The organism is Streptomyces sp. NPDC055254 (assembly GCF_053606025.1).
In genome coordinates this window covers 132,220-152,329 of the sequence record NZ_JBSGQV010000008.1, presented here as the reverse complement: position 1 = coordinate 152,329, position 20,110 = coordinate 132,220, and the positions used below count along the sequence as shown (strand labels likewise).

14 protein-coding genes are annotated in these 20,110 nt (G+C 70.9%); 7 read left to right on the top strand and 7 right to left on the bottom strand.

What is annotated here, in order from left to right:
* Positions 1 to 57 precede the first annotated feature (57 nt).
* Entirely contained in the window at positions 58 to 3,600 is a 3,543-nt protein-coding gene (gene dnaE / locus ACWFQ8_RS11550; protein ID WP_453785978.1) for a DNA polymerase III subunit alpha, read from the bottom strand.
* A 179-nt stretch (positions 3,601 to 3,779) separates the two neighbouring features.
* Here dnaE and ACWFQ8_RS11545 point away from each other — a divergent pair, with 179 nt between their 5' ends.
* The 5 genes from ACWFQ8_RS11545 (at position 3,780) to ACWFQ8_RS11525 (ending at position 9,643) form a co-directional block, all read left to right on the top strand.
* Positions 3,780 to 5,105, top strand: coding sequence for a DUF2252 domain-containing protein (locus tag ACWFQ8_RS11545; protein WP_453786052.1), 1,326 nt, complete (start codon positions 3,780 to 3,782; stop codon positions 5,103 to 5,105).
* A 36-nt stretch (positions 5,106 to 5,141) separates the two neighbouring features.
* A complete protein-coding gene (locus ACWFQ8_RS11540; RefSeq protein ID WP_453785977.1) occupies positions 5,142 to 5,831 on the top strand; it encodes a hypothetical protein in 690 nt (229 codons plus the stop codon).
* A gap of 50 nt (positions 5,832 to 5,881) precedes the next feature.
* On the top strand, positions 5,882 to 6,676 hold the full coding sequence (locus ACWFQ8_RS11535) for a thioredoxin domain-containing protein (RefSeq protein WP_453785976.1): 795 nt from the start codon (positions 5,882 to 5,884) through the stop codon (positions 6,674 to 6,676).
* Positions 6,677 to 6,806: 130 nt separating this feature from the next.
* Positions 6,807 to 8,468 carry an alkaline phosphatase D family protein gene (locus ACWFQ8_RS11530; RefSeq protein WP_453785975.1) on the top strand — a complete coding sequence of 554 codons (1,662 nt, stop codon included), beginning with the start codon at positions 6,807 to 6,809 and terminating at the stop codon, positions 8,466 to 8,468.
* Between the two features lie 221 nt (positions 8,469 to 8,689).
* Positions 8,690 to 9,643, top strand: a complete 954-nt coding sequence (locus ACWFQ8_RS11525; RefSeq protein WP_453786051.1) for a zinc metalloprotease — start codon at positions 8,690 to 8,692, stop codon at positions 9,641 to 9,643.
* A gap of 114 nt (positions 9,644 to 9,757) precedes the next feature.
* On the opposite strand, the gene ACWFQ8_RS11520 is transcribed toward ACWFQ8_RS11525, so the two are convergent.
* Positions 9,758 to 10,327 carry a dienelactone hydrolase family protein gene (locus ACWFQ8_RS11520; protein WP_453785974.1) on the bottom strand — a complete coding sequence of 190 codons (570 nt, stop codon included), beginning with the start codon at positions 10,325 to 10,327 and terminating at the stop codon, positions 9,758 to 9,760.
* A gap of 57 nt (positions 10,328 to 10,384) precedes the next feature.
* Between ACWFQ8_RS11520 and ACWFQ8_RS11515 the strand changes: the two genes are divergently transcribed.
* Entirely contained in the window at positions 10,385 to 11,488 is a 1,104-nt protein-coding gene (locus tag ACWFQ8_RS11515) for a mechanosensitive ion channel family protein (protein ID WP_453786050.1), read from the top strand.
* Between the two features lie 129 nt (positions 11,489 to 11,617).
* On the opposite strand, the gene ACWFQ8_RS11510 is transcribed toward ACWFQ8_RS11515, so the two are convergent.
* The 5 genes from ACWFQ8_RS11510 to ACWFQ8_RS11490 all read right to left on the bottom strand — a co-directional run bounded on the left by ACWFQ8_RS11510 (position 11,618) and on the right by ACWFQ8_RS11490 (position 16,263).
* A complete protein-coding gene (locus tag ACWFQ8_RS11510) occupies positions 11,618 to 13,210 on the bottom strand; it encodes a Na+/H+ antiporter (RefSeq protein ID WP_453785973.1) in 1,593 nt (530 codons plus the stop codon).
* Between the two features lie 73 nt (positions 13,211 to 13,283).
* Positions 13,284 to 13,766 carry a GNAT family N-acetyltransferase gene (locus tag ACWFQ8_RS11505; protein ID WP_453785972.1) on the bottom strand — a complete coding sequence of 161 codons (483 nt, stop codon included), beginning with the start codon at positions 13,764 to 13,766 and terminating at the stop codon, positions 13,284 to 13,286.
* Complete coding sequence (locus tag ACWFQ8_RS11500) at positions 13,763 to 14,704, bottom strand: RluA family pseudouridine synthase (protein ID WP_453785971.1); 942 nt, start codon at positions 14,702 to 14,704, stop codon at positions 13,763 to 13,765. Before ACWFQ8_RS11500 ends, ACWFQ8_RS11505 begins: the two co-directional genes overlap by 4 nt.
* A 53-nt stretch (positions 14,705 to 14,757) precedes the next feature.
* Positions 14,758 to 15,318 (bottom strand): signal peptidase II, encoded by a 561-nt coding sequence (gene lspA / locus ACWFQ8_RS11495; protein WP_453785970.1) that lies wholly within the window; start codon positions 15,316 to 15,318, stop codon positions 14,758 to 14,760.
* A 162-nt stretch (positions 15,319 to 15,480) separates the two neighbouring features.
* Positions 15,481 to 16,263 carry a TraR/DksA family transcriptional regulator gene (locus ACWFQ8_RS11490; RefSeq protein ID WP_453785969.1) on the bottom strand — a complete coding sequence of 261 codons (783 nt, stop codon included), beginning with the start codon at positions 16,261 to 16,263 and terminating at the stop codon, positions 15,481 to 15,483.
* Positions 16,264 to 16,878: 615 nt separating this feature from the next.
* Between ACWFQ8_RS11490 and ileS the strand changes: the two genes are divergently transcribed.
* On the top strand, positions 16,879 to 20,073 hold the full coding sequence (gene ileS / locus ACWFQ8_RS11485) for an isoleucine--tRNA ligase (protein ID WP_453785968.1): 3,195 nt from the start codon (positions 16,879 to 16,881) through the stop codon (positions 20,071 to 20,073).
* Positions 20,074 to 20,110 lie beyond the last annotated feature (37 nt).

Below are 20,110 nucleotides of genomic sequence, written 5' to 3'. Positions count from 1 at the left end.
GAAGGGACCGCCCGGGCGTACCGGGCGGTCCCTTCCGTTCGGGCGGCGGGAGCGGTGTCAGCCGGCCAGGCAGGCGGGTCCGAGCAGCACCTTGAGGTCACCGAAGAGCGCCGGGTCGGGCTGCACCCGGTGCTTGTCGAGGCGCAGCACGGTGGTGGTGCGGGGTCCCTGGAGCTTGATTCGCACCTCGGTGTTGCCCCGGTGGTGGCGCAGGATCTCCCCCAACCGGGTCACCATCGGCGGGGTGACCTTGACGGTGGGGATGGTGAGGACCACCGGGGCGTTGGTGCCTGCCGAGGAGAGGTCGGGGACCATCATCTCCATCGCGACCAGGCGGGGGACGTCCTCGCGCTTGTCGAGGCGGCCCTTGACGAAGACGACGGTGTCCTCGACCAACTGGGTGGAGACGAGCTGGTAGGTCGCGGGAAAGAACATGCACTCGATGGATCCGGCCAGGTCCTCGACGGTGGCGATGGCCCAGGCGTTGCCCTGCTTGGTCATCTTGCGCTGGAGGCCGGAGATGATGCCGCCGATGGTGACGACGGCGCCGTCGGCGTGCTCGCCGCCGGTGAGCTGGGAGATCCCGGCGTCCGTCTTGTCGGACAGGACGTGCTCCAGGCCGAAGAGCGGGTGGTCGGAGACGTAGAGGCCGAGCATCTCGCGCTCCTGCGCCAGCAGGTACGACTTCTCCCACTCGACGTCGGAGAACTCCACGTCGAGGCCGAAGCCGGGCTCGTCGCTCGCGCTCTCGTCGCCCATGCCGCCGAAGAGGTCGAACTGCCCCTCGGCCTCCTTGCGCTTGACCGCGACCACGTTGTCGATCATCGGCTCGTGGTGCGCGACCAGTCCCTTGCGGGTGTGGCCCATCTCGTCGAAGGCGCCGGCCTTGATCAGCGACTCGACGGTCCGCTTGTTGCAGACGACCGCCTCGACCTTGTCCAGGAAGTCGGGGAAGGAGGAGTACTTCCCCTTGGCCTTCCGGGTCTTGATGATCGATTCCACGACGTTCTGGCCGACGTTGCGCACGGCGGTGAGGCCGAAGAGGATCACGTCGTCGCCCTGGGCGGCGAAGTTCGGCTCCGACTCGTTCACGTTCGGCGGGAGGACCTTGATGCCCATCCGGCGGCACTCGTTCAGGTAGATCGCGGACTTGTCCTTGTCGTCCTTGACCGAGGTGAGCAGGCCGGCCATGTACTCGGCCGGGAAGTTCGCCTTGAGGTAGGCGGTCCAGTAGGAGACCAGGCCGTACGCGGCCGAGTGCGCCTTGTTGAAGGCGTAGCCGGCGAAGGGGACCAGGACGTCCCACAGGGCCTTGATCGCCTGGTCGCTGAAGCCCTTCTTCTTGGCGCCCTCCTCGAAGATGACGAAGTTCTTCGCCAGCTCCTCGGGCTTCTTCTTGCCCATCACGCGGCGCAGGATGTCGGCCTCGCCGAGCGAGTACCCGGCGATGATCTGGGCGGCCTTCTGGACCTGCTCCTGGTAGACGATCAGGCCGTAGGTGACCGCGAGCACCTCTTCGAGGGGCCCCTCCAGCTCCGGGTGGATCGGGGTGATCTCCTGCTGCTTGTTCTTGCGCAGGGCGTAGTTCGTGTGCGAGTTCATGCCCATCGGGCCCGGCCGGTACAGGGCCGAGACGGCGGAGATGTCCTCGAAGTTGTCGGGCTTCATCAGCCGCAGCAGGGACCGCATGGGGCCGCCGTCGAACTGGAAGACGCCGAGGGTGTCGCCCCGGCCGAGCAGTTCGAAGGTCTTGGGGTCGTCGAGCGGCAGGGCCAGGAGATCGATGTCGATCCCCTTGTTGGCCTTCACCATCTTGACGGCGTCGTCCATGATCGTCAGGTTGCGCAGGCCGAGGAAGTCCATCTTCAGCAGGCCGAGCGACTCGCAGCTCGGGTAGTCCCACTGGGTGATGGTGACCTGGTCCGTGTGCCGGACCCAGACCGGCACGTGGTCGGTGATCGTCTCGCTGGACATGATCACGCCGGCCGCGTGCACGCCCATCTGGCGGACCAGGCCCTCCACGCCGCGCGCGGTGTCGATGACCTTCTTGACGTCCGGCTCGTTCTCGTACATCGAGCGGATCTCGCCGGCCTCGCTGTAGCGGGGGTGCGTGGGGTCGAGGATGCCGGAGAGCGGGATGCCCTTGCCGAGGACGTCGGCGGGCATGGCCTTGGTGAGGCGGTCGCCCATGGCGTAGGGGTAGCCCAGGACGCGCGCCGAGTCCTTGATCGCGTTCTTGGCCTTGATGGTGCCGTAGGTGCCGATCATGGCCACCTTGTCCTGGCCGTACTTCTCTGTGACGTATCGGATCACCTCGACGCGCCTGCGCTCGTCGAAGTCGATGTCGACGTCGGGCATGGAGACGCGCTCGGGGTTCAGGAAGCGCTCGAAGATCAGGCCGTGGGTGATCGGGTCGAGGTCGGTGATGCCCATGGCGTACGCCACGATCGAGCCGGCCGCGGAGCCTCGGCCCGGGCCCACCGCGATGCCCTGGTTCTTGGCCCACATGATGAAGTCGGCGACCACGAGGAAGTAGCCCGGGAAGCCCATCGAGATGATCGTGTCCATCTCGTACTCGGCCTGCTTCATCCGGTCCTCCGGGATGCCCCCGGGGTAGCGGCGGTGCATGCCGCGCATGGTCTCCTCGCGGAACCAGCTGACCTCGGTGTGGCCGTCCGGGATGTCGAACTTCGGCATCAGGTTCCGGAACTGGAACATGCCCTCGGTCTCGATCTGCTCCGCGACCAGCTTCGTGTTGGCGCAGCCCTCCTGCCAGGCGTCCGAGGAGTCGATGGCGTACATCTCGTCCGTGGACTTCAGGTAGTAGCCGGTGCCGTCGAAGCGGAAGCGGTCCGGGTCGGAGAGGTTCTTGCCGGTCTGGATGCACAGCAGGGCGTCGTGGGCGCCGGCCTCGCTCGCGTACGTGTAGTGCGAGTCGTTCGTCACCAGCGGCGGGATGCCGAGCTTCTTGCCGATCTCCAGCAGCCCGTCGCGGACCCGGCGCTCGATCTCGATGCCGTGGTCCATCAGCTCCAGGAAGTATCGCTCCTTGCCGAAGATGTCCTGGTACTCGGAGGCGGCCTTGAGGGCCTCGTCGAACTGGCCGAGGCGCAGCCGGGTCTGGAGCTCGCCGGAGGGGCAGCCGGTGGAGGCGATCAGGCCCTCCGACCACTTGCTGATGGTCTCCTTGTCCATGCGCGGCCACTTGGTGAGCCAGCCCTCGGCGTAGGCGTCGGAGGACAGCCGGAAGAGGTTGTGCAGGCCGGTGGCGTTCGCCGCCCAGATCGTCTTGTGGGTGTAGCCGCCGGAACCGGAGACGTCGTCGCGCTTCTGGTGGGGCTGGCCCCACTGGATGCGCCGCTTGTTGCGCCGGGACTCGGGGGCGACGTAGGCCTCGATGCCGATGATCGGCGTGATCCCGGCCTTCTGTGCGGTGTGGAAGAAGTCGTAGGCCCCGTGCAGGTTGCCGTGGTCGGACATGGCGATGTGCGTCATGCCCATCTCGTTGCACGCGTTGAACATGTCCTTCAGCCGCGCGGCACCGTCCAGCAGCGAGTACTGGGTGTGGACGTGCAGGTGCGTGAACGGCGGCTTGGTCACGGTGGCAGACCTCCGGCGGGGAGAGAGGGGGGCGGCCTCGAAGTCTACGTCGAGCGGGTGACAGATCACGGGCACCCACGGGTACGGTCATGCGTTGCACGACCAAGGACACCGTCCGGCCCCGCACGATCGAAAAGCCGACCCACCCCGCACCCCCGCACCACCAGGAGGCACCCGCCATGGCGGTTCCCGAGACGACCGACGAGCAGCGCGCAGAGCAGATACTCGACGTGTTCGACATCGCGTTCGGCGAGCTCCTCGCCGCCGACCCCGCCGCGTTCCAGGTCAAGTTCCGGAAGATGGCGGCCTCCGCCTTCGCCTTCTACCGGGGCACCGCCTGCCTCTTCTACGCGGACCTGGAGCGGGAGCGGCACGGCGGCCCGTACCTGGACGAGCGGACGGGCCGGGTGTGGATCCACGGCGATCTGCACGCCGAGAACTTCGGCACGTACATGGACTCCCACGGCCGGCTGATCTTCAATGTGAACGACTTCGACGAGGCCTACGTCGGCCCCTTCACCTGGGACCTCAAGCGCTTCGCCGCCTCCGTCGCCCTGATCGGCTACACCAAGGCGCTCAGCGACGACCAGATAAGCGAGCTGGTCCGGATCTACGCGGACGCCTACCGCGAGCGGATCCACCGCCTGGCCGCCGGGGCCAGGTACGAGGACGTGCCCTCCTTCACCCTGGACACCGCCGAGGGCCCGCTGCTGGCGGCGCTGCGCTCGGCCCGCGCCCGCACCCGCTTCGCCCTGCTGGACTCGATGACGGAGATACGGGACTTCGAGCGCCGCTTCTCGCCCGGCGCGGGCACCGTCGAGCTCGACGCCGCCACCCGCTACAAGGTGCTGGCCGCCTTCGACGGATACCTGGAGACCCTGCCCGACGAGTCGCTGGTGCGGCCGGACTCCTACCGGGTCAAGGACGTGGTGGGCCGCCGGGGCGTCGGGATCGGCTCGGCGGGCCTTCCCTCGTACAACATCCTGCTGGAGGGGCACAGCGACGCCCTGGAGAACGATGTCGTGATCTACCTCAAGCAGGCGCAGACCCCGGCGGTCTCCCGGCACGTGACGGACCGGGCCGTGCGGGAGTACTTCCACCACGAGGGGCACCGCACGGTGATCTCCCAGCGCGCGCTCCAGGCCCACGCCGACCCCTGGCTGGGCTGGACCGAGCTGGACGGGGCGGGGCAGCTGGTGGCGGAGGTCTCCCCGTACGCCGTGGACCTGGACTGGTCCGACCTGGACGACCCGGAGGAGATCGCGGCGGTCGTCGCGGACCTGGGCCGGGCGACGGCGACGATGCACGGGGCCGCCGACGCCGACGAGAGCGGGCAGACGCTGGTCCCCTTCTCCACCGAGCGGGCCATCGACGCGGCGATCGCCGCCGACGAGAAGGGCTTCGCCGAGCTCCTGGTGGACTTCGCGCACGCGTACGGGGCCCGGGCCCGGGCGGACCACCAGATCTTCGTGGACCTGTTCCGCAACGGCCGCCTGACCCGGTAGCCCGCGTCCACAGCCAGTCGTGGCAGACTCGCGGCGATGGACATATCAGGGGTACGGCTCCGGGGGCTGCGGGCGGCGCTGTTCAGCGCGCTCGTCGTGCTGCTCTCGGCCGGCTCGCACGTCCTGATGTCCCGGGTGCCGCTGCCGCCCGCGATGATCGCCGGGGCCTTCGCCGGCGTGTTCGTGATCGCCTACGCGCTGGCGGGCCGCGAGCGGGGCTTCGGCCCCATCGCGGGGCTGCTGGTGCCGCTGGAACTGGCGGCGGACACGGTCTTCACCGCCGGTCAGCACCTGTGCTACGGACCCGCGGGCGGCCCCGTCTCGGGGCCGCTGCGCGCGATCGGCCTGGACGCGCTGTGCGGCGGCACTCCGGTCGGCGGGCCGCTCGCCGAGGTGGCCGGACCGGCCCCCGATCCGGCCGCGCTGCTGGCGGCGCCCGGTGCCTGGACGCCCTGGCTGCTGCTGGCCGCGCACGTCTCGGTCGGGCTGCTGGCGGCGGGGTGGCTGCGCCACGGCGAGCGGGCCCTGGGCCGGCTGCTGCGCGCGGTGGCCGGCTTCGCGTTCCGGCCGCTGCGGCTGGCGGCGGCCTCGACCGCCCCGGCTCCGGGGCCCGCGCGCCGGCCGCTGCGGCCGCGCGTTCCGGGCGCGGGGGCCCGTACCCGATTCCCCGCACACTCCGTGGGACGGCGGGGACCGCCCGTGCACGGCGCGCTCGCGCGCGCCTGAGGCACGTACGGCATCCCCTTTCCTTCCGCTCACCTTCCACGGAGATCGACATGAGTTCACGCAACAGCCAGGCCAACAAGGCAGCGGCCCGCGAGCGGCTGCGCGCCGAGCGCGAGGCGCAGGCCAAGAAGGCCCGCGCGCGCCGCCAGGTGCTGGTGGCGGCCGCGGTCGTCGGCGTCCTGGCCTTGGCCGGCGGCGTCGGCTACCTGGTCGTGCAGGCCAACCAGCCCGACCAGTGGGACAAGGCCGCCACGGCCGAGCTGGTCAAGCCGAAGAACACCGAGGGCGAGAACGGCACCACGGTCGTGATCGGCAAGGCCGAGGCGTCCAAGACCCTGGAGCTCTACGAGGACTCGCGCTGCCCGGCCTGCGCCTCCTTCGAGCAGGCGGTCGGCGAGCAGATCAAGAAGGACGTCGACGCCGGCAAGTTCAAGCTCCAGTACTTCGGTGCCACCTTCATCGACAACGCCGTCAAGGGCGAGGGCTCGAAGAACGCGCTGAGCGCCCTGGGCGCGGCGCTGAACGTCGGTCCGGACGCCTTCCTCGACTTCAAGGCCGCCCTGTACTCCAAGGAGCTGCACCCCGAGGAGACCGTCGACAGCTTCGCGAAGGACGACTACCTGCTGAAGGTCGCGGACACGGTCCCGGCGCTCAAGGGCAACGCCGAGTTCAAGAAGGCGGTCGAGGACGGCACCTACGACCGGTGGGCGCTGGAGATGTCGAAGGCCTTCAACAAGTCCGGGGTGACGGGTACTCCGACCCTGAAGCTGGACGGCAAGAAGATCGAGACCCCGGCGACGCCGCAGGCGTTCACCGAGGCCGTGGACAAGGCCCTCAAGGGCTGATCCCCGGCCAATCCGGGAGCTGATTTCCGGACACGGCGCGTCAACGGGCGGGCGAACTCCCAGAGTTCGCCCGCCCGTTGTGTTCCGACGACTGTTCGGGTGACCATACCCGCCAGTAATATGATCATCCGTGACCAGTCATCTCTCCTCCTCTTCGACCCAGGCGACTCCCCGTCGCCGTACGGTCGTCCTCGCCGCGGCGGCCACGGCCGCACTGGCCCCGCTCACCGCGCTGGGCGCCCCGGCGGCCCACGCGGCAACCGCCGCGCCCGCCTTCCTGCACGGCGTCGCCTCCGGCGACCCGCTGCCCGACGGAGTCCTGCTGTGGACCCGCGTCACCCCGACCGCCGACGCCCTGCCGGGCTCCGGGGCCGGACCCGCCCTCCAGGTGACCTGGGAGGTGGCCGGGGACAAGGCCTTCTCCCGGATCGTCGCCACCGGCGCCGTCACGGCGAGCGCCGCCACCGACCACACGGTCAAGGTGGACGTCCGCGGCCTGAGCCCGCAGACGCCCTACTGGTACCGGTTCACCGCCGGCGCCACCGTCTCCCCCGTCGGCCGCACCCGGACCACCCCGGCGCACGAGGCCGCCACCCCCGGCGTCCGGTTCGGCGTGGTCTCCTGCGCCAACTGGGAGTCCGGCTACTTCTCCGCCTACCGCCACCTGGCCGCCCGTACCGACCTGGACGCGGTCCTGCACCTGGGCGACTACATCTACGAGTACCAGACGGGAGGTTACCCGGAGGCCAAGTACACCGTGCGCCGGCACGAGCCGGCGCACGAGATCGTCTCGCTGGCGGACTACCGCACCCGGCACGGCACGTACAAGACCGACGCCGACCTCCAGGCGCTGCACGCGGCCCACCCGGTCATCGCCATCTGGGACGACCACGAGTTCGCCGACGACACCTGGTCCGGCGGCGCCGACAACCACACCCCCGCGTCAGAGGGCGACTGGGCGGCCCGCGCGGCCGCCGCCAAGCAGGCGTACTTCGAGTGGATGCCCGTACGCGCCTCCATCGCGGGCACCGTCTACCGGCGGCTGCGCTTCGGCACCCTCGCCGACCTGCACCTGCTCGACCTGCGCTCCTTCCGCTCGCAGCAGGTCAAGGCCGGCAGCGGCTCGGTCGACGACCCCGAGCGCACGCTCACCGGGCGGGCCCAACTGGACTGGCTCAAGTCCGGGCTGGCCGGCTCGAACGCGACCTGGAAGCTGGTCGGCACCTCGGTGATGATCTCGCCGGTGGCCTTCGGCTCGCTGCCCGCGCACCTGATGAAGCCGCTGGCCAAGCTGCTCGGCCTGCCCGAGGGCGGCATCGCGGTCAACGTGGACCAGTGGGACGGGTACACGGACGACCGCAAGGAACTGCTGGGCCACCTGAAGGACCGGGGCATCAAGAACACGGTGTTCCTCACCGGGGACATCCACATGGCCTGGGCGAACGAGGTCCCGGTGAACATGGCGACGTACCCGGGATCGGGCACGGCGGCCACCGAGTTCGTGGTGACCTCGGTGAGCTCGGACAACCTCGACGACATCCTGCACGTACCCGCCGACACGGCCTCGCTGGTCGCCGAGACGGCCGTCAAGAGCGCCAACTGGCACGTGAAGTGGCTGGACATGGACGCCCACGGGTACGGCGTCCTGGACGTGACCGCCGAGCGTTCGCAGATGGACTACTACGTCGTCTCCGACAAGGCCCGGCAGGACGCCACGGCGGCGTGGGCGCGCTCGTACCGGACCCTGAACGGGACCCAGAAGGTGGAGCGGGCCAACCAGCCGGTTCGCTGACAAACCGTCAAATCTACTGTTTCAAGGGGCGTCTGGTTCAGACCAGGCGCCCCTTCGGCATCAGAAGCAACAAATCTTTTACGTAGAGATCTTGACCTGAATATGTCATGCACACATAAGCTTCGCGCCAGCCGGAGAGATCCTTCGGCCACAACCCCCCACCGCGAGGAGCACCCGTGCGCGCCTATGCCCGCATATCCCCCCTTCTCCGCCGCCGCCTGATGGGTACGGCGGTCCTGGCCGGAACTCTCGCCTTCACCCCGCTCGCCGCCCCCGCCACCCTCGCCGCCGCCAAGACCCCCGCCGAGGTGTGCGTCGAGGAAGGCACGGCCACGGCCGCCGCGAACGCCCGCGTCGCCCGCCCCCACGACGAGCACGCGGCCGAGCCCAACGAGGTCACCGACGCCCAGGCGAAGGCCATGGACGCCGATCTCAAGGCGAAGCTGGACAAGGCCCTCAAGAACCAGCCGCAGCGCAGCCTGCGCGCCGCCGAGGCCGTCACGAACATCCCCGTGTACTTCCACGTCATCCACTCCGGCACCGCCGGAAAGCTGACGTCCACCGACATCGGCAAGCAGCTGGCGGTCCTGAACGCGGCCTACGGCGGCCAGGGCACCGGCAACGTGAACTCCAACTTCCAGTTCACCCTCGCCTCGACGGACTACACGGACAACGCCTCCTGGTACAACCTGGCCTCCGGCTCCCAGGCCGAGACGAACATGAAGAACACCCTGCGCAAGGGCGGCCCGGGCGCGCTGAACTTCTACACCGCCAAGCTCTCCGGCGGCCTGCTCGGCTGGGCGACCTTCCCGACCTCCTACGCCTCCAACCCCGCGATGGACGGCGTGGTCGTGCTCGACAGCTCGCTGCCCGGCGGCTCCTCGGCCAACTACAACGAGGGCGACACCGCGACCCACGAGGTCGGCCACTGGCTCGGCCTCTACCACACCTTCCAGGGCGGCTGCAACGGCAACGGCGACTACGTCTCCGACACGCCGGCCGAGAAGAGCGCCGCGTACGAGTGCCCGACCGGCCGCGACAGCTGCGCGAGCAAGCCGGGCGCGGACCCGATCCGCAACTTCATGGACTACACGTACGACACCTGCATGTACCAGTTCACCGCGGGTCAGGTGGCCCGGATGACGAGCAACTGGACCGCCTACCGGGCGGGCTGAACCACGGCTCCCCCGCCATGAGCAGGCGCGGGGTACGGTCCGGAGAGCGCCGGACCGTGCCCCGCGCCGACGCGTCGGCGACCCGCGGCGCCCCGGCCGCGGGCGTTCTCGCGCCTACAGGCCGTCGAGGAAGCCGATCGCGGTCTTCCAGGCCTGCTCGGCCGCCTCGGCGTCGTAGTCCTCCAGTCCCGGATCGGTGAACAGGTGGCCGGCGCCCGGGTAGCTGTGCACCTCCACGTCCGCCCCGGCCCGCTGCATCCGCAAGTACCAGGCGGTCAGCCAGTCGTGCGGCTCGAAGGGGTCCGGGTCCGCGATGTGCAGCTGCACCGGCAGCTCGTCCACCGCCGCGGTGTCCTCCAAATCGGCCGTCCCGTGCAGGAGCAGCAGCCCGCGCGCCTTCGCGTCGGCCAGCGCCAGGTGCTGGGCCAGGGAGCCGCCGAAGGAGAAGCCCGCGTAGACCAGACCCTGGTCGGAGTGGGGCGCGGAGGCCAGCACCGCGCGCTTGAGCAGCTCGTCACGGCCGATCCCGTCCCGGTGGGCCATGCCCTCCTCGACGGTGGCGAAGGTGCGCCCCTCGAAGAGGTCCGGCACCTGGACCTGGTGACCGGCCGCGCGCAGCCGGTCGGCCGCCGCGTGCACCGCGGGCCGCAGCCCGTACGTCGAATGGAAGAGCATGATGTTCATGCCTTCCATCGTGCCAGTTTCCCGGGACGGCATCCGGTTACGTTCATACCCATGGATATGGAGAACGTCCTGCGCCCCGTCGTGGTCGTCGGCGCCTGCCTGGCCGTCACCCTGCTCATCGGGTGGCTGCTCGACCTGCTGCTGTGCCGGATCGACGCCCGGCACCCCGAGACCCCCCTGTGGGGACTGGTACGCCGCTGCCGCCTGCCCTTCCAGCTCGTGCTCTGCGCGGGCCTGCTCAGAGGCTCCTACCGGCAGGCCCGCGTCCTGCCCGACCACGCGGTGGGGGTGGGGCGGGCCCTGACCCTCGTCCTGATCGCCGGGGCGGCCTGGCTGCTGGTGGGGTTCGTGACGGCGATCGTCGACTCCACGTACGCGCGCTACGCCGCAGGCGCCCAGGACGCCGCCCGGGTCCGCCGCGTCCGCACCCAGGTGACCCTGATCCAGCGGGTGGTGACGACGGTGGTGGTGATCGTCGCTCTGGCCGCGATGCTGCTGACCTTCCCGCCGATGCGCACGGTCGGTGCCTCGATGCTCGCCTCCGCCGGTGTGCTGGGCATCGTGGCCGGCATCGCGGCCCAGTCCTCGCTGTCCAACCTCTTCGCCGGGCTCCAGATCGCCTTCGGCGACACCGTCCGCATAGGCGACACGGTCGTCGTCGACAAGGAGTGGGGCACGGTGGAGGAGATCACCCTGACCTTCCTCACGGTCCGCACCTGGGACGAACGCCGGATCACGATGCCGGTCTCGTACTTCACGAGCAAGCCGTACGAGAACTGGTCGCGCGGCGGTGCGCAGATGACCGGGACGGTCTTCTGGCACCTGGACCACAGCGCGCCGGTGGACCTGATGCGCGAGCAGCTCCACCGGGTCCTCAAGGACATACCGGAATGGGACGGCCGCGGCGCCGACCTGGCGGTGACGGACACCACTGCGCACACGGTCCAGGTCCGCGCGGTGGTCACGGCGAAGGACGCGGACGACGTCTGGACGGTCCGCTGCGCGGTCCGCGAACGCCTGATCGCCTGGCTCGTCGCCCACCACCCCTACGCCCTCCCCCGCATCACCACCTCCCCGGCCCTTCCGGCCCCCCGCTCCGACTGCTCCGCATCCGATCCCGCCGCATCCAGCCCCGCCCCCTCCAGCCCCGCCAACGTGTGAAAGGCCCCCTCGGCCCCGCCGACCCGCGCGGCGGCGGGGTCCGGGGGGCGTTCAGCCGTCGCCCGCGAACGTCAGCCGGAACACCGCGCCCCCGCCCGCCGCGCCCCCGGCGACGAGCTCGGACGCGCCCTACGGGCTGCGCAGGCTGCGCACGTCCAAGTGCCGCAGCACCCGGTCCACGATCTCCGGATCGGAGCCGGGCTCGCTGCGTGCGGCCAGTACCTCGTGGCGAGCCGCCGACATCATCTCCCGCTGGATCCGCTGGATGTCACGGATGCGCTCGACCCGCTTCGCGTACGCCTCGCGACGCTCCTCGTCCACCATGTCGGGGCTGATCCGCGCCCCCACGTCGTACGCACGCCGGTAGAGCGTCTCCACCAGGTCCTCCGGCAGTTCCTCCACCTCCTGGATCTCCTTGAGCCTGCGCTTCGCCGCCTTGGCCGCGCGGATCGCCAGCTTCCGCTCGGTCTCCCTCTCCGCGCCGGGGTCGGCCTCCACCCCCAGCCGCCGCACGAGCCACGGCAGCGTGAGCCCCTGGAGCACCAGGGTCGCCATGATCACGGAGAAGGCGACGAAGACGATCTCGTCGCGCGCGGGGAAGGCCTCGCCGCTGTCCGTCCGGAAGGGGAGGGCGAGCGCCAGGGCGACCGAGGCCACGCCCCGCATCCCGGCCCACCACATCACCACGCTCTCCCGCCAGCTCAGCGGGATCTCCTCGTCGTAGTCGCGCCGCCGGTGCAGCTTCTTCGCGAGCCAACCGGCCGGCAGCAGCCACGCCAGCCGTACGCCGACGACCACCACGATCACGGCCGCCGCCGCACCGGCCAGCTCCCAGTCGCGGCCCTTCGCCGTGCCGAACACGTTGTGCAGCTCCAGCCCGATGAGGCCGAACGCCACTCCGGTCACCAGCATGTCGACGACCTCCCAGAAGGTGTGCCCGGCGAGCCGGCCCAGCACGTCGTCCGCGTCGGACGCGTACTCGGAGAGGAACAGGGCCGTCGTCAGCACGGCCAGCACCCCCGACCCCTGGAGTTCCTCGGCCATCACGTACGACACGAAGGGCACCAGGAGCGTCAGCCCGATCTGCAGGGTGGCGTCGCCGAGCCGCCCCATGAGCCGGTGGGCGAGCCAGCCCAGGGCCAGCCCGACGGCCACGGCGACGACGGCGGACAGCACGAACTCCCCGAGCGCGGCGGGCCAGGAGAAGCTCCCGCTGACGGCCGCGGCGACGGCGACGTGGTAGAGCACGATGGCCGTGACGTCGTTGAAGAGCCCCTCGCCCTCCAGGATCGACACCATGCGCCGGGGCAGGCCGAGCGATCCGGCGACCGCGGTGGCGGCGACCGGGTCGGGCGGGGCGACGAGCGCGCCGAGCGCGACGGCGGCGGCGATCGGCAGCCCGGGCACCACCGCGTGCGCGACGGCCGCGACGGCGGCGGTGGTGACGAACACCAGGGCCACGGCCAGCAGCAGGATCGGCCGTACGTTGGCGGCGAACTGCCGCCAGGAGGTGCGCTGCACCGAGGCGTACAGCAGCGGCGGCAGCACCAGCGGCAGGATGTACTCGGGCGGGACGTCGACATCGGGCACAGCGGGCACCAGCGCGAGGGCGACGCCGGCGACGGTCATCAGTACGGGCGCGGGCAGTCCGAGGCGGTCTCCGAACGGGACGCTGACCACGGCCCCGAGCAGCAGCACGAACAGGAGAGCAAGCTGATCCACTCCCCCACCCTGCCAGTCCGCCGCGCCCGGCTGTGCCGGGTGGAACCCGGCCGCCCCGTGTCGGACCCCCGGGTCAGTTCGGCGGGCTCGGGAGGGGGCGGCGCATGGAGCGGTGCGCGATGCCCGCGTCCTCGAACTCCGGGCCGTACGCCACGTACCCCAGCCGCTCGTAGAAGCCGAGCGCATGCGTCTGCGCGCCGAGGTCGACGGCCGTCAGGCCCAACCGGGCCGCCTCCGCCTCGATCGCGCGGACCAGCGCCACGCCCACGCCCAGTCCGCGCGCGGACTTGGCGACGGCCAGCCGGCCCAGCGAGCCGACCCCCCGGGAGCCGGTCTTGCCGAGCGCGGCGGTCCCGTGCAGCAGCCGTCCCGTACCCAGCGGCGCCCCGTCCGGCCCCACGGCCAGCACGTGCACCGCGTCCGCGTCGTACGCGTCGTACTCGATCGATTCCGGCACGGACTGCTCGACGACGAACACCTCGGTCCGCACCGCGAAGCAGGCCCGCAGGTCGTCCTCGGAGGCGGCGACCCGGATCTCGACCGGCGCCGGGGTCACTCGCTCTCCGCCCGGATCACGTCCAGCGCGTGTTGCAGGTCGGCCGGGTAGGTGCTCTCGAACTCGACCCACTGCCCGTCCGACGGGTGCTCGAAGCCCAGCCGCACGGCGTGCAGCCACTGGCGGGTCAGCCCCAGCCGCTTCGCGACGGTCGGGTCGGCGCCGTAGGTCAGGTCGCCGACACAGGGGTGCCGGTGCGCGGACATGTGCACGCGGATCTGGTGGGTACGCCCCGTCTCCAGCTTGATGTCCAGCAGCGAGGCCGCGCGGAAGGCCTCGATCAGGTCGTAGTGGGTGACCGAGGGCTTGCCCTCCTGGGTCACGGCCCACTTGTAGTCGGCGCTGGGGTGGCGGCCGATCGGCGCGTCGATGGTGCCGCTCATCGGGTCCGGGTGGCCCTGCACCAGCGCGTGGTAGCGCTTGTCCACGACCCGCTCGCGGAACTGGTTCTTGAGGGAGGTGTACGCGCGCTCGGACTTGGCGACGGCCATCAGGCCGGAGGTGCCGACGTCGAGGCGGTGCACGATGCCCTGGCGCTCGGCGGCGCCGGAGGTGGAGATGCGGTAGCCGGCCGCGGCGAGGCCGCCGATGACGGTGGTGCCGGTCCAACCGGGGCTCGGGTGGGCGGCGACGCCCACCGGCTTCATGATGACGACGATGTCGTCGTCGTCGTGGACGATCTCCATGCCGGGAACGGGCTCGGCCACGAGCTCGACCGGCCGCGGCGGCGCGGGCATCTCGACTTCGAGCCAGGCGCCGCCGTGCACCCGCTCGGACTTCCCGACGATGCTGCCGTCGACCGACACCTTCCCCGCGGCCGCGAGTTCGGCCGCCTTCGTCCGGGAAAACCCGAACATACGGGCGATGGCGGCGTCGACGCGCTCGCCCTCAAGGCCATCGGGAACGGGCAGGGTGCGGATCTCGGGAATCGTACTCACCCGTCGAGTATGCAGGACTCGGCAGACGGCCGGTCCCGCGCTCGTCCCGGCGATCAGTCCTTGTGGACGGTGCCGTCCGGGTCCAGGCCCTTGAAGGACAGCAGCACGATCAGGATGCCGCCGCACACGATCGCCGAGTCGGCGAGGTTGAAGACGGCGAAATGGGCCGGCGCGATGAAGTCGACGACGGCGCCCCTGAACACCCCCGGCGAACGGAAGATCCGGTCGGTCAGGTTGCCCAGCGCACCGCCCAGCAGCAGGCCGAGCGCGATCGCCCAGGGCAGGCTGTAGAGCTTGCGGGCCAGCCGGACGATCACCACGATCACGGTGGCCGCGATACAGGTGAAGATGATCGTGAACGCCTCGCCGAAACCGAACGCGGCACCCGGGTTGCGGACCGCCTCGAACCGCAGCAGGTCACCGATGATCTCGATCGGCGGCTGGTGCTCCAGTTTCGCCACGACCAGCATCTTGGTACCGAGGTCGAGCACGTAGGCGAGCATCGCCACGACGAGCAGCGCGACGATCCGCCGATGCCCCTTGGGCTCGGCGGACTCCGGCTGGGCGTCGTCCCCGACCTCCGGCGTACCGATGATGCGCTCCGCCTCTGCCACGTGAGTCCCTCGAACTAGCTCGTACCCGGTTGCCGACCACAGACGTGCCAGGCTCCTGGACCCTGACGAGACACGAGAGTACGTCAGGGCACGCGTACGCGCCTGTGCGGTACCTCACCGCCCGCCGGAGCCCGCCGCGCGCGCCTCGCCGCCGGGCTCCCCCTAGTGCCGCCGCTCCTGCTTCTGCTTGCAGTCCACGCACAGCGTCGCCCGGGGGAAGGCCTGCATCCTGGCCTTGCCGATGGGCTGCCCGCAGTTCTCGCAGAGCCCGTAGGTGCCCGCCTCCAGCCGTTCCAGGGCCCGCTCGGTCTGCTCCAGCATCGAGCTGGCGTTCGCGGCGAGGGCCAGCTCGGACTCCCGGGTGATGTTCTTGGTGCCCGTGTCGGCCTGGTCGTCGCCCGCGCCGTCGCCGGAGTCCCGCATCAGGCCCGAGATCGCCGCCTCGGAGGCGTCCAGCTCGTCGCGCAGCCGCACCACCTCGGCCGCCAGCTCCGTACGGGCCTCCTCGACCTCCTCCGGGGTCCAGGGGTCCTCCCCGGGCCGGACGGCGAGCTCGCCGGGCGCGGAGGCCGCCGCGGCGCGCGTCTTGGGCAGCCCGCTGGTGGCGGCCACCGTCTTCCTCGTCGCACCCGTGCTCTTCTTGGCAACCACTTTCCGCACTCCCGTCTTCTTCGCGGCCTGCGCCGCCCCCTCGGCGGCGGCCGGTTCGGCCGTCGCCTTCCTCGCGGTCGTCGTCTTCACGACGGTGGTCGCCTTCTTCACGGCGGCCGTCTTCCTGACGGCCGTCGTCTTCTCGGCGGCGGTCGTCGTCTTCACGGCGCTCGCCCTGCCGGCGGTGGTCGCCTTCCCGGCCGGAGCCGCGTCCTCGTCCGCCGCCGCCGCCTTCCCGGTGGCCCGTCCGACGGCCTTCCTCGCAGTACTCCCGGCGGTCTTCTTCGCCACCATGGTCGCGGCCCCTTCACAAACTGTGATCATTGCTCGCGAATCGTGCCGGAACGATAAATCGACTCCGACCCCGCGGCAACGGGACGCGCATCCGAAGAGGCGGACCTGCATCCGTTGTGCCCAGCGGGAAGCCCCGTAATCCGCCCCACGCGCCCCACCCGAACCCGTCCCGGCACGCGAGACCGTTCGGGTCCCGGCGGGGGCCCCCGCCGGGCCGTTCCCGCGCCCCCGCCACGCCGGGCCGGCGGTCCCGCCACGGCCCCCCGTAATCCGGTCTGCCGGGCGGCCCCCGGGCCCGTACACTGGGCCCAGCGAGAGGCATGGATGGGGACGAGTAGCGTCGGACGCAGCCAGGAGCGACCCGGGGACGGTGAGAGCCCGGGGGCGAGCGCGACGTGAAGGATCACCCCGGAGCCGCCGGAAGAAAGCGCGCACGGATCCCGCCCGGGTCCGTACACGCGAGTAGAACCGGCTTCGCACCCCAATGAGGGGGCCACCGGACCCGTCCGGAGGCCAAGGAGGGTGGTACCGCGGGAGCAGCACGTCCCTGATCCACAGGACGGCTCTCGTCCCTCCGACGGAAGTGACATCCCGCCGGAGGAAGAGTTCAGCCTCATGACCACACCGCCGCAGTACCGCCCGGTACCCGCCCAGGTCGACCTGCCCGCCCTTGAGCACGCAGTCCTCGACTTCTGGCGCGAGAGCAAGACCTTCGCCAAGACCCTGGAGCAGTCCGAGGGCCGCCCCGAGTGGGTCTTCTACGAGGGCCCGCCCACCGCGAACGGCATGCCCGGCGCGCACCACATCGAGGCCCGCGTCTTCAAGGACGTCTTCCCCCGCTTCCGCACCATGCGCGGCTACCACGTGGCCCGCAAGGCCGGCTGGGACTGCCACGGCCTGCCCGTCGAGCTCGCCGTCGAGAAGGAGCTCGGTTTCAACGGCAAGCAGGACATCGAGGCCTACGGCATCGCCGAGTTCAACGCCAAGTGCCGCGAGTCCGTGACCCGCCACACGGACGCGTTCGCCGACCTCACGACCCGGATGGGCTACTGGGTCGACCTGGACGACGCGTACCGGACGATGGACCCCGAGTACGTCGAGTCCGTGTGGTGGTCGCTGAAGGAGATCTTCAACAAGGGCCTGCTCACCCAGGACCACCGCGTGGCCCCCTGGTGTCCGCGCTGCGGCACCGGCCTCTCCGACCACGAGCTGGCGCAGGGCTACGAGACGGTCGTGGACCCGTCCGTGTACGTCCGCTTCCCGCTGACCTCCGGTCCGCTGGCCGGGCAGGCCGCCCTGCTCGTCTGGACGACCACCCCGTGGACCCTGGTCTCCAACACCGCCGTCGCCGCGCACCCGGACGTCACGTACGTGGTGGCGACCAACGGCGAGGAGAAGCTGGTCGTCGCCCGGCCGCTGCTGGAGAAGTCCCTGGGCGAGGGCTGGGAGGCCACCGGCGAGTCCTTCACGGGCAAGGAGATGGAGCGCTGGACCTACCAGCGCCCCTTCGAGCTCGTCGAGTTCCCGAGCGTCGGCGAGGGACCCGGCGCGGGAAGCCCGCAGCCGGCCCACTACGTCGTGAACGCCGAGTACGTCACAACCGAGGACGGCACCGGTCTCGTCCACCAGTCGCCCGCCTTCGGCGCCGACGACCTCGCGGTCTGCCGCGCGTACGGTCTGCCCGTCGTGAACCCGGTCCGCCCCGACGGCACCTTCGAGGAGGAGGTCCCGCTGGTCGGCGGCGTCTTCTTCAAGAAGGCCGACGAGAAGCTGACCGCCGACCTCGACGCGCGCGGCCTGCTGTTCAAGCACATCGCCTACGAGCACAGCTACCCGCACTGCTGGCGCTGCCACACCGCGCTGCTGTACTACGCGCAGCCGTCCTGGTACATCCGCACCACCGCCGTCAAGGACGCGATGCTGCGGGAGAACGAGAAGACCAACTGGTTCCCGGACTCGGTCAAGCAGGGCCGCTTCGGCGACTGGTTGAACAACAACATCGACTGGGCGCTGTCCCGCAACCGCTACTGGGGCACCCCGCTGCCGATCTGGCGCTGCGAGGAGAACCACCTCACCTGCGTCGGCTCGCGCGCCGAGCTGAGCGAGCTGTCGGGCCGCGACCACAGTGCGCTGGACCCGCACCGCCCGTACATCGACGAGGTCACCTTCCCCTGCACGCACGAGGGCTGCACCCTGACCGCCGTCCGCGTGCCCGAGGTCATCGACGCCTGGTACGACTCGGGTTCGATGCCGTTCGCGCAGTGGGGCTACCCGTACAAGAACAAGGAGATCTTCGAGAAGCGCTACCCGGCGCAGTTCATCTCGGAGGCGATCGACCAGACCCGCGGCTGGTTCTACACGCTGATGGCGGTCGGGACGCTGGTCTTCGACAAGTCCTCGTACGAGAACGTGGTCTGCCTGGGCCACATCCTCGCCGAGGACGGCCGCAAGATGTCCAAGCACCTGGGCAACATCCTCCAGCCGATCCCGCTGATGGACCAGCACGGCGCGGACGCGGTCCGCTGGTTCATGGCGGCCGGCGGCTCCCCGTGGGCGGCCCGCCGCGTCGGCCACGGCACGATCCAGGAGGTCGTGCGCAAGACTCTGCTGACCTACTGGAACACGGTCGCCTTCCAGGCGCTGTACGCCCGTACCGCGAACTGGGCGCCGTCCGCCTCGGATCCGGCCCCGGCCGACCGGACCGTCCTCGACAGGTGGCTGCTCTCCGAGCTGCACGCCCTCGTCACGGAGGTCACCGAGGCAATGGAGGCGTACGACACCCAGCGCGCCGGCAAGCTGCTGTCCGCGTTCGTGGACGACCTGTCCAACTGGTACGTCCGCCGCTCGCGCCGCCGCTTCTGGCAGGGCGACGCCGCCGCGCTGCGCACCCTGCACGACGTGGTGGAGACGGTCACCCGGCTGATGGCGCCGCTGACCCCCTTCATCACGGAGCGGGTCTGGCAGGACATGATCGTCCCGGTCACCCCGGACGCCCCCGAGTCGGTCCACCTGTCGGCCTGGCCGGTCGCGGACCCCTCGGCGATCGACCCCGCCCTCTCGCAGCAGATGCAGCTGGTCCGCCGCCTGGTGGAGCTGGGCCGGGCCACGCGCGCCGAGTCGGGAGTCAAGACCCGCCAGCCGCTGTCGCGCGCGCTGGTCGGCGCGGTGGGCTTCGACGCGCTCTCCCCGGAGCTCCAGGCGCAGATCACCGAGGAGCTGAACGTCTCCTCCCTCGCCTCCCTCTCCGAGGTCGGGGGGTCCCTGGTGGACACCACGGCGAAGGCGAACTTCCGGGCCCTGGGCAAGCGCTTCGGCAAGGGCGTGCAGGACGTGGCGAAGGCGGTGGCCGCGGCCGACGCGGCGGCCCTGTCCCTGGCCCTGCGCGCCGGCGCCGCCGAGGTCGAGGTGAACGGCGAGTCCGTGTCCCTCTCCCCGGAGGAGGTCATCATCACGGAGACCCCGCGCGAGGGCTGGTCGGTGGCCTCGGACTCCGGTGCGACGGTCGCCCTGGACCTGGAGATCACCCCGGAGCTGCGGCTGGCGGGCCTGGCGCGTGACGCGATCCGCCTGATCCAGGAGGCCCGCAAGAACTCGGGCCTGGACGTCGCGGACCGGATCGCACTGCGGTGGTCCTCCGACGAGCCGGAGGTCGTGGCGGCCCTGACCGACCACGCGTCGCTGATCGCGGACGAGGTCCTCGCGACCGACTTCGCCGTGTCCGCGTCGGCCTCCGGCGAGGTGGACGGGGCGTACGGCGAGCCGTTCACGGACGAGTCCCTGGCCCTGACGTTCCGCCTCCGCAAGGCGTAGCCCCTACCGGCCCCGAGCGGCCCGCGCTCCCTCTTTC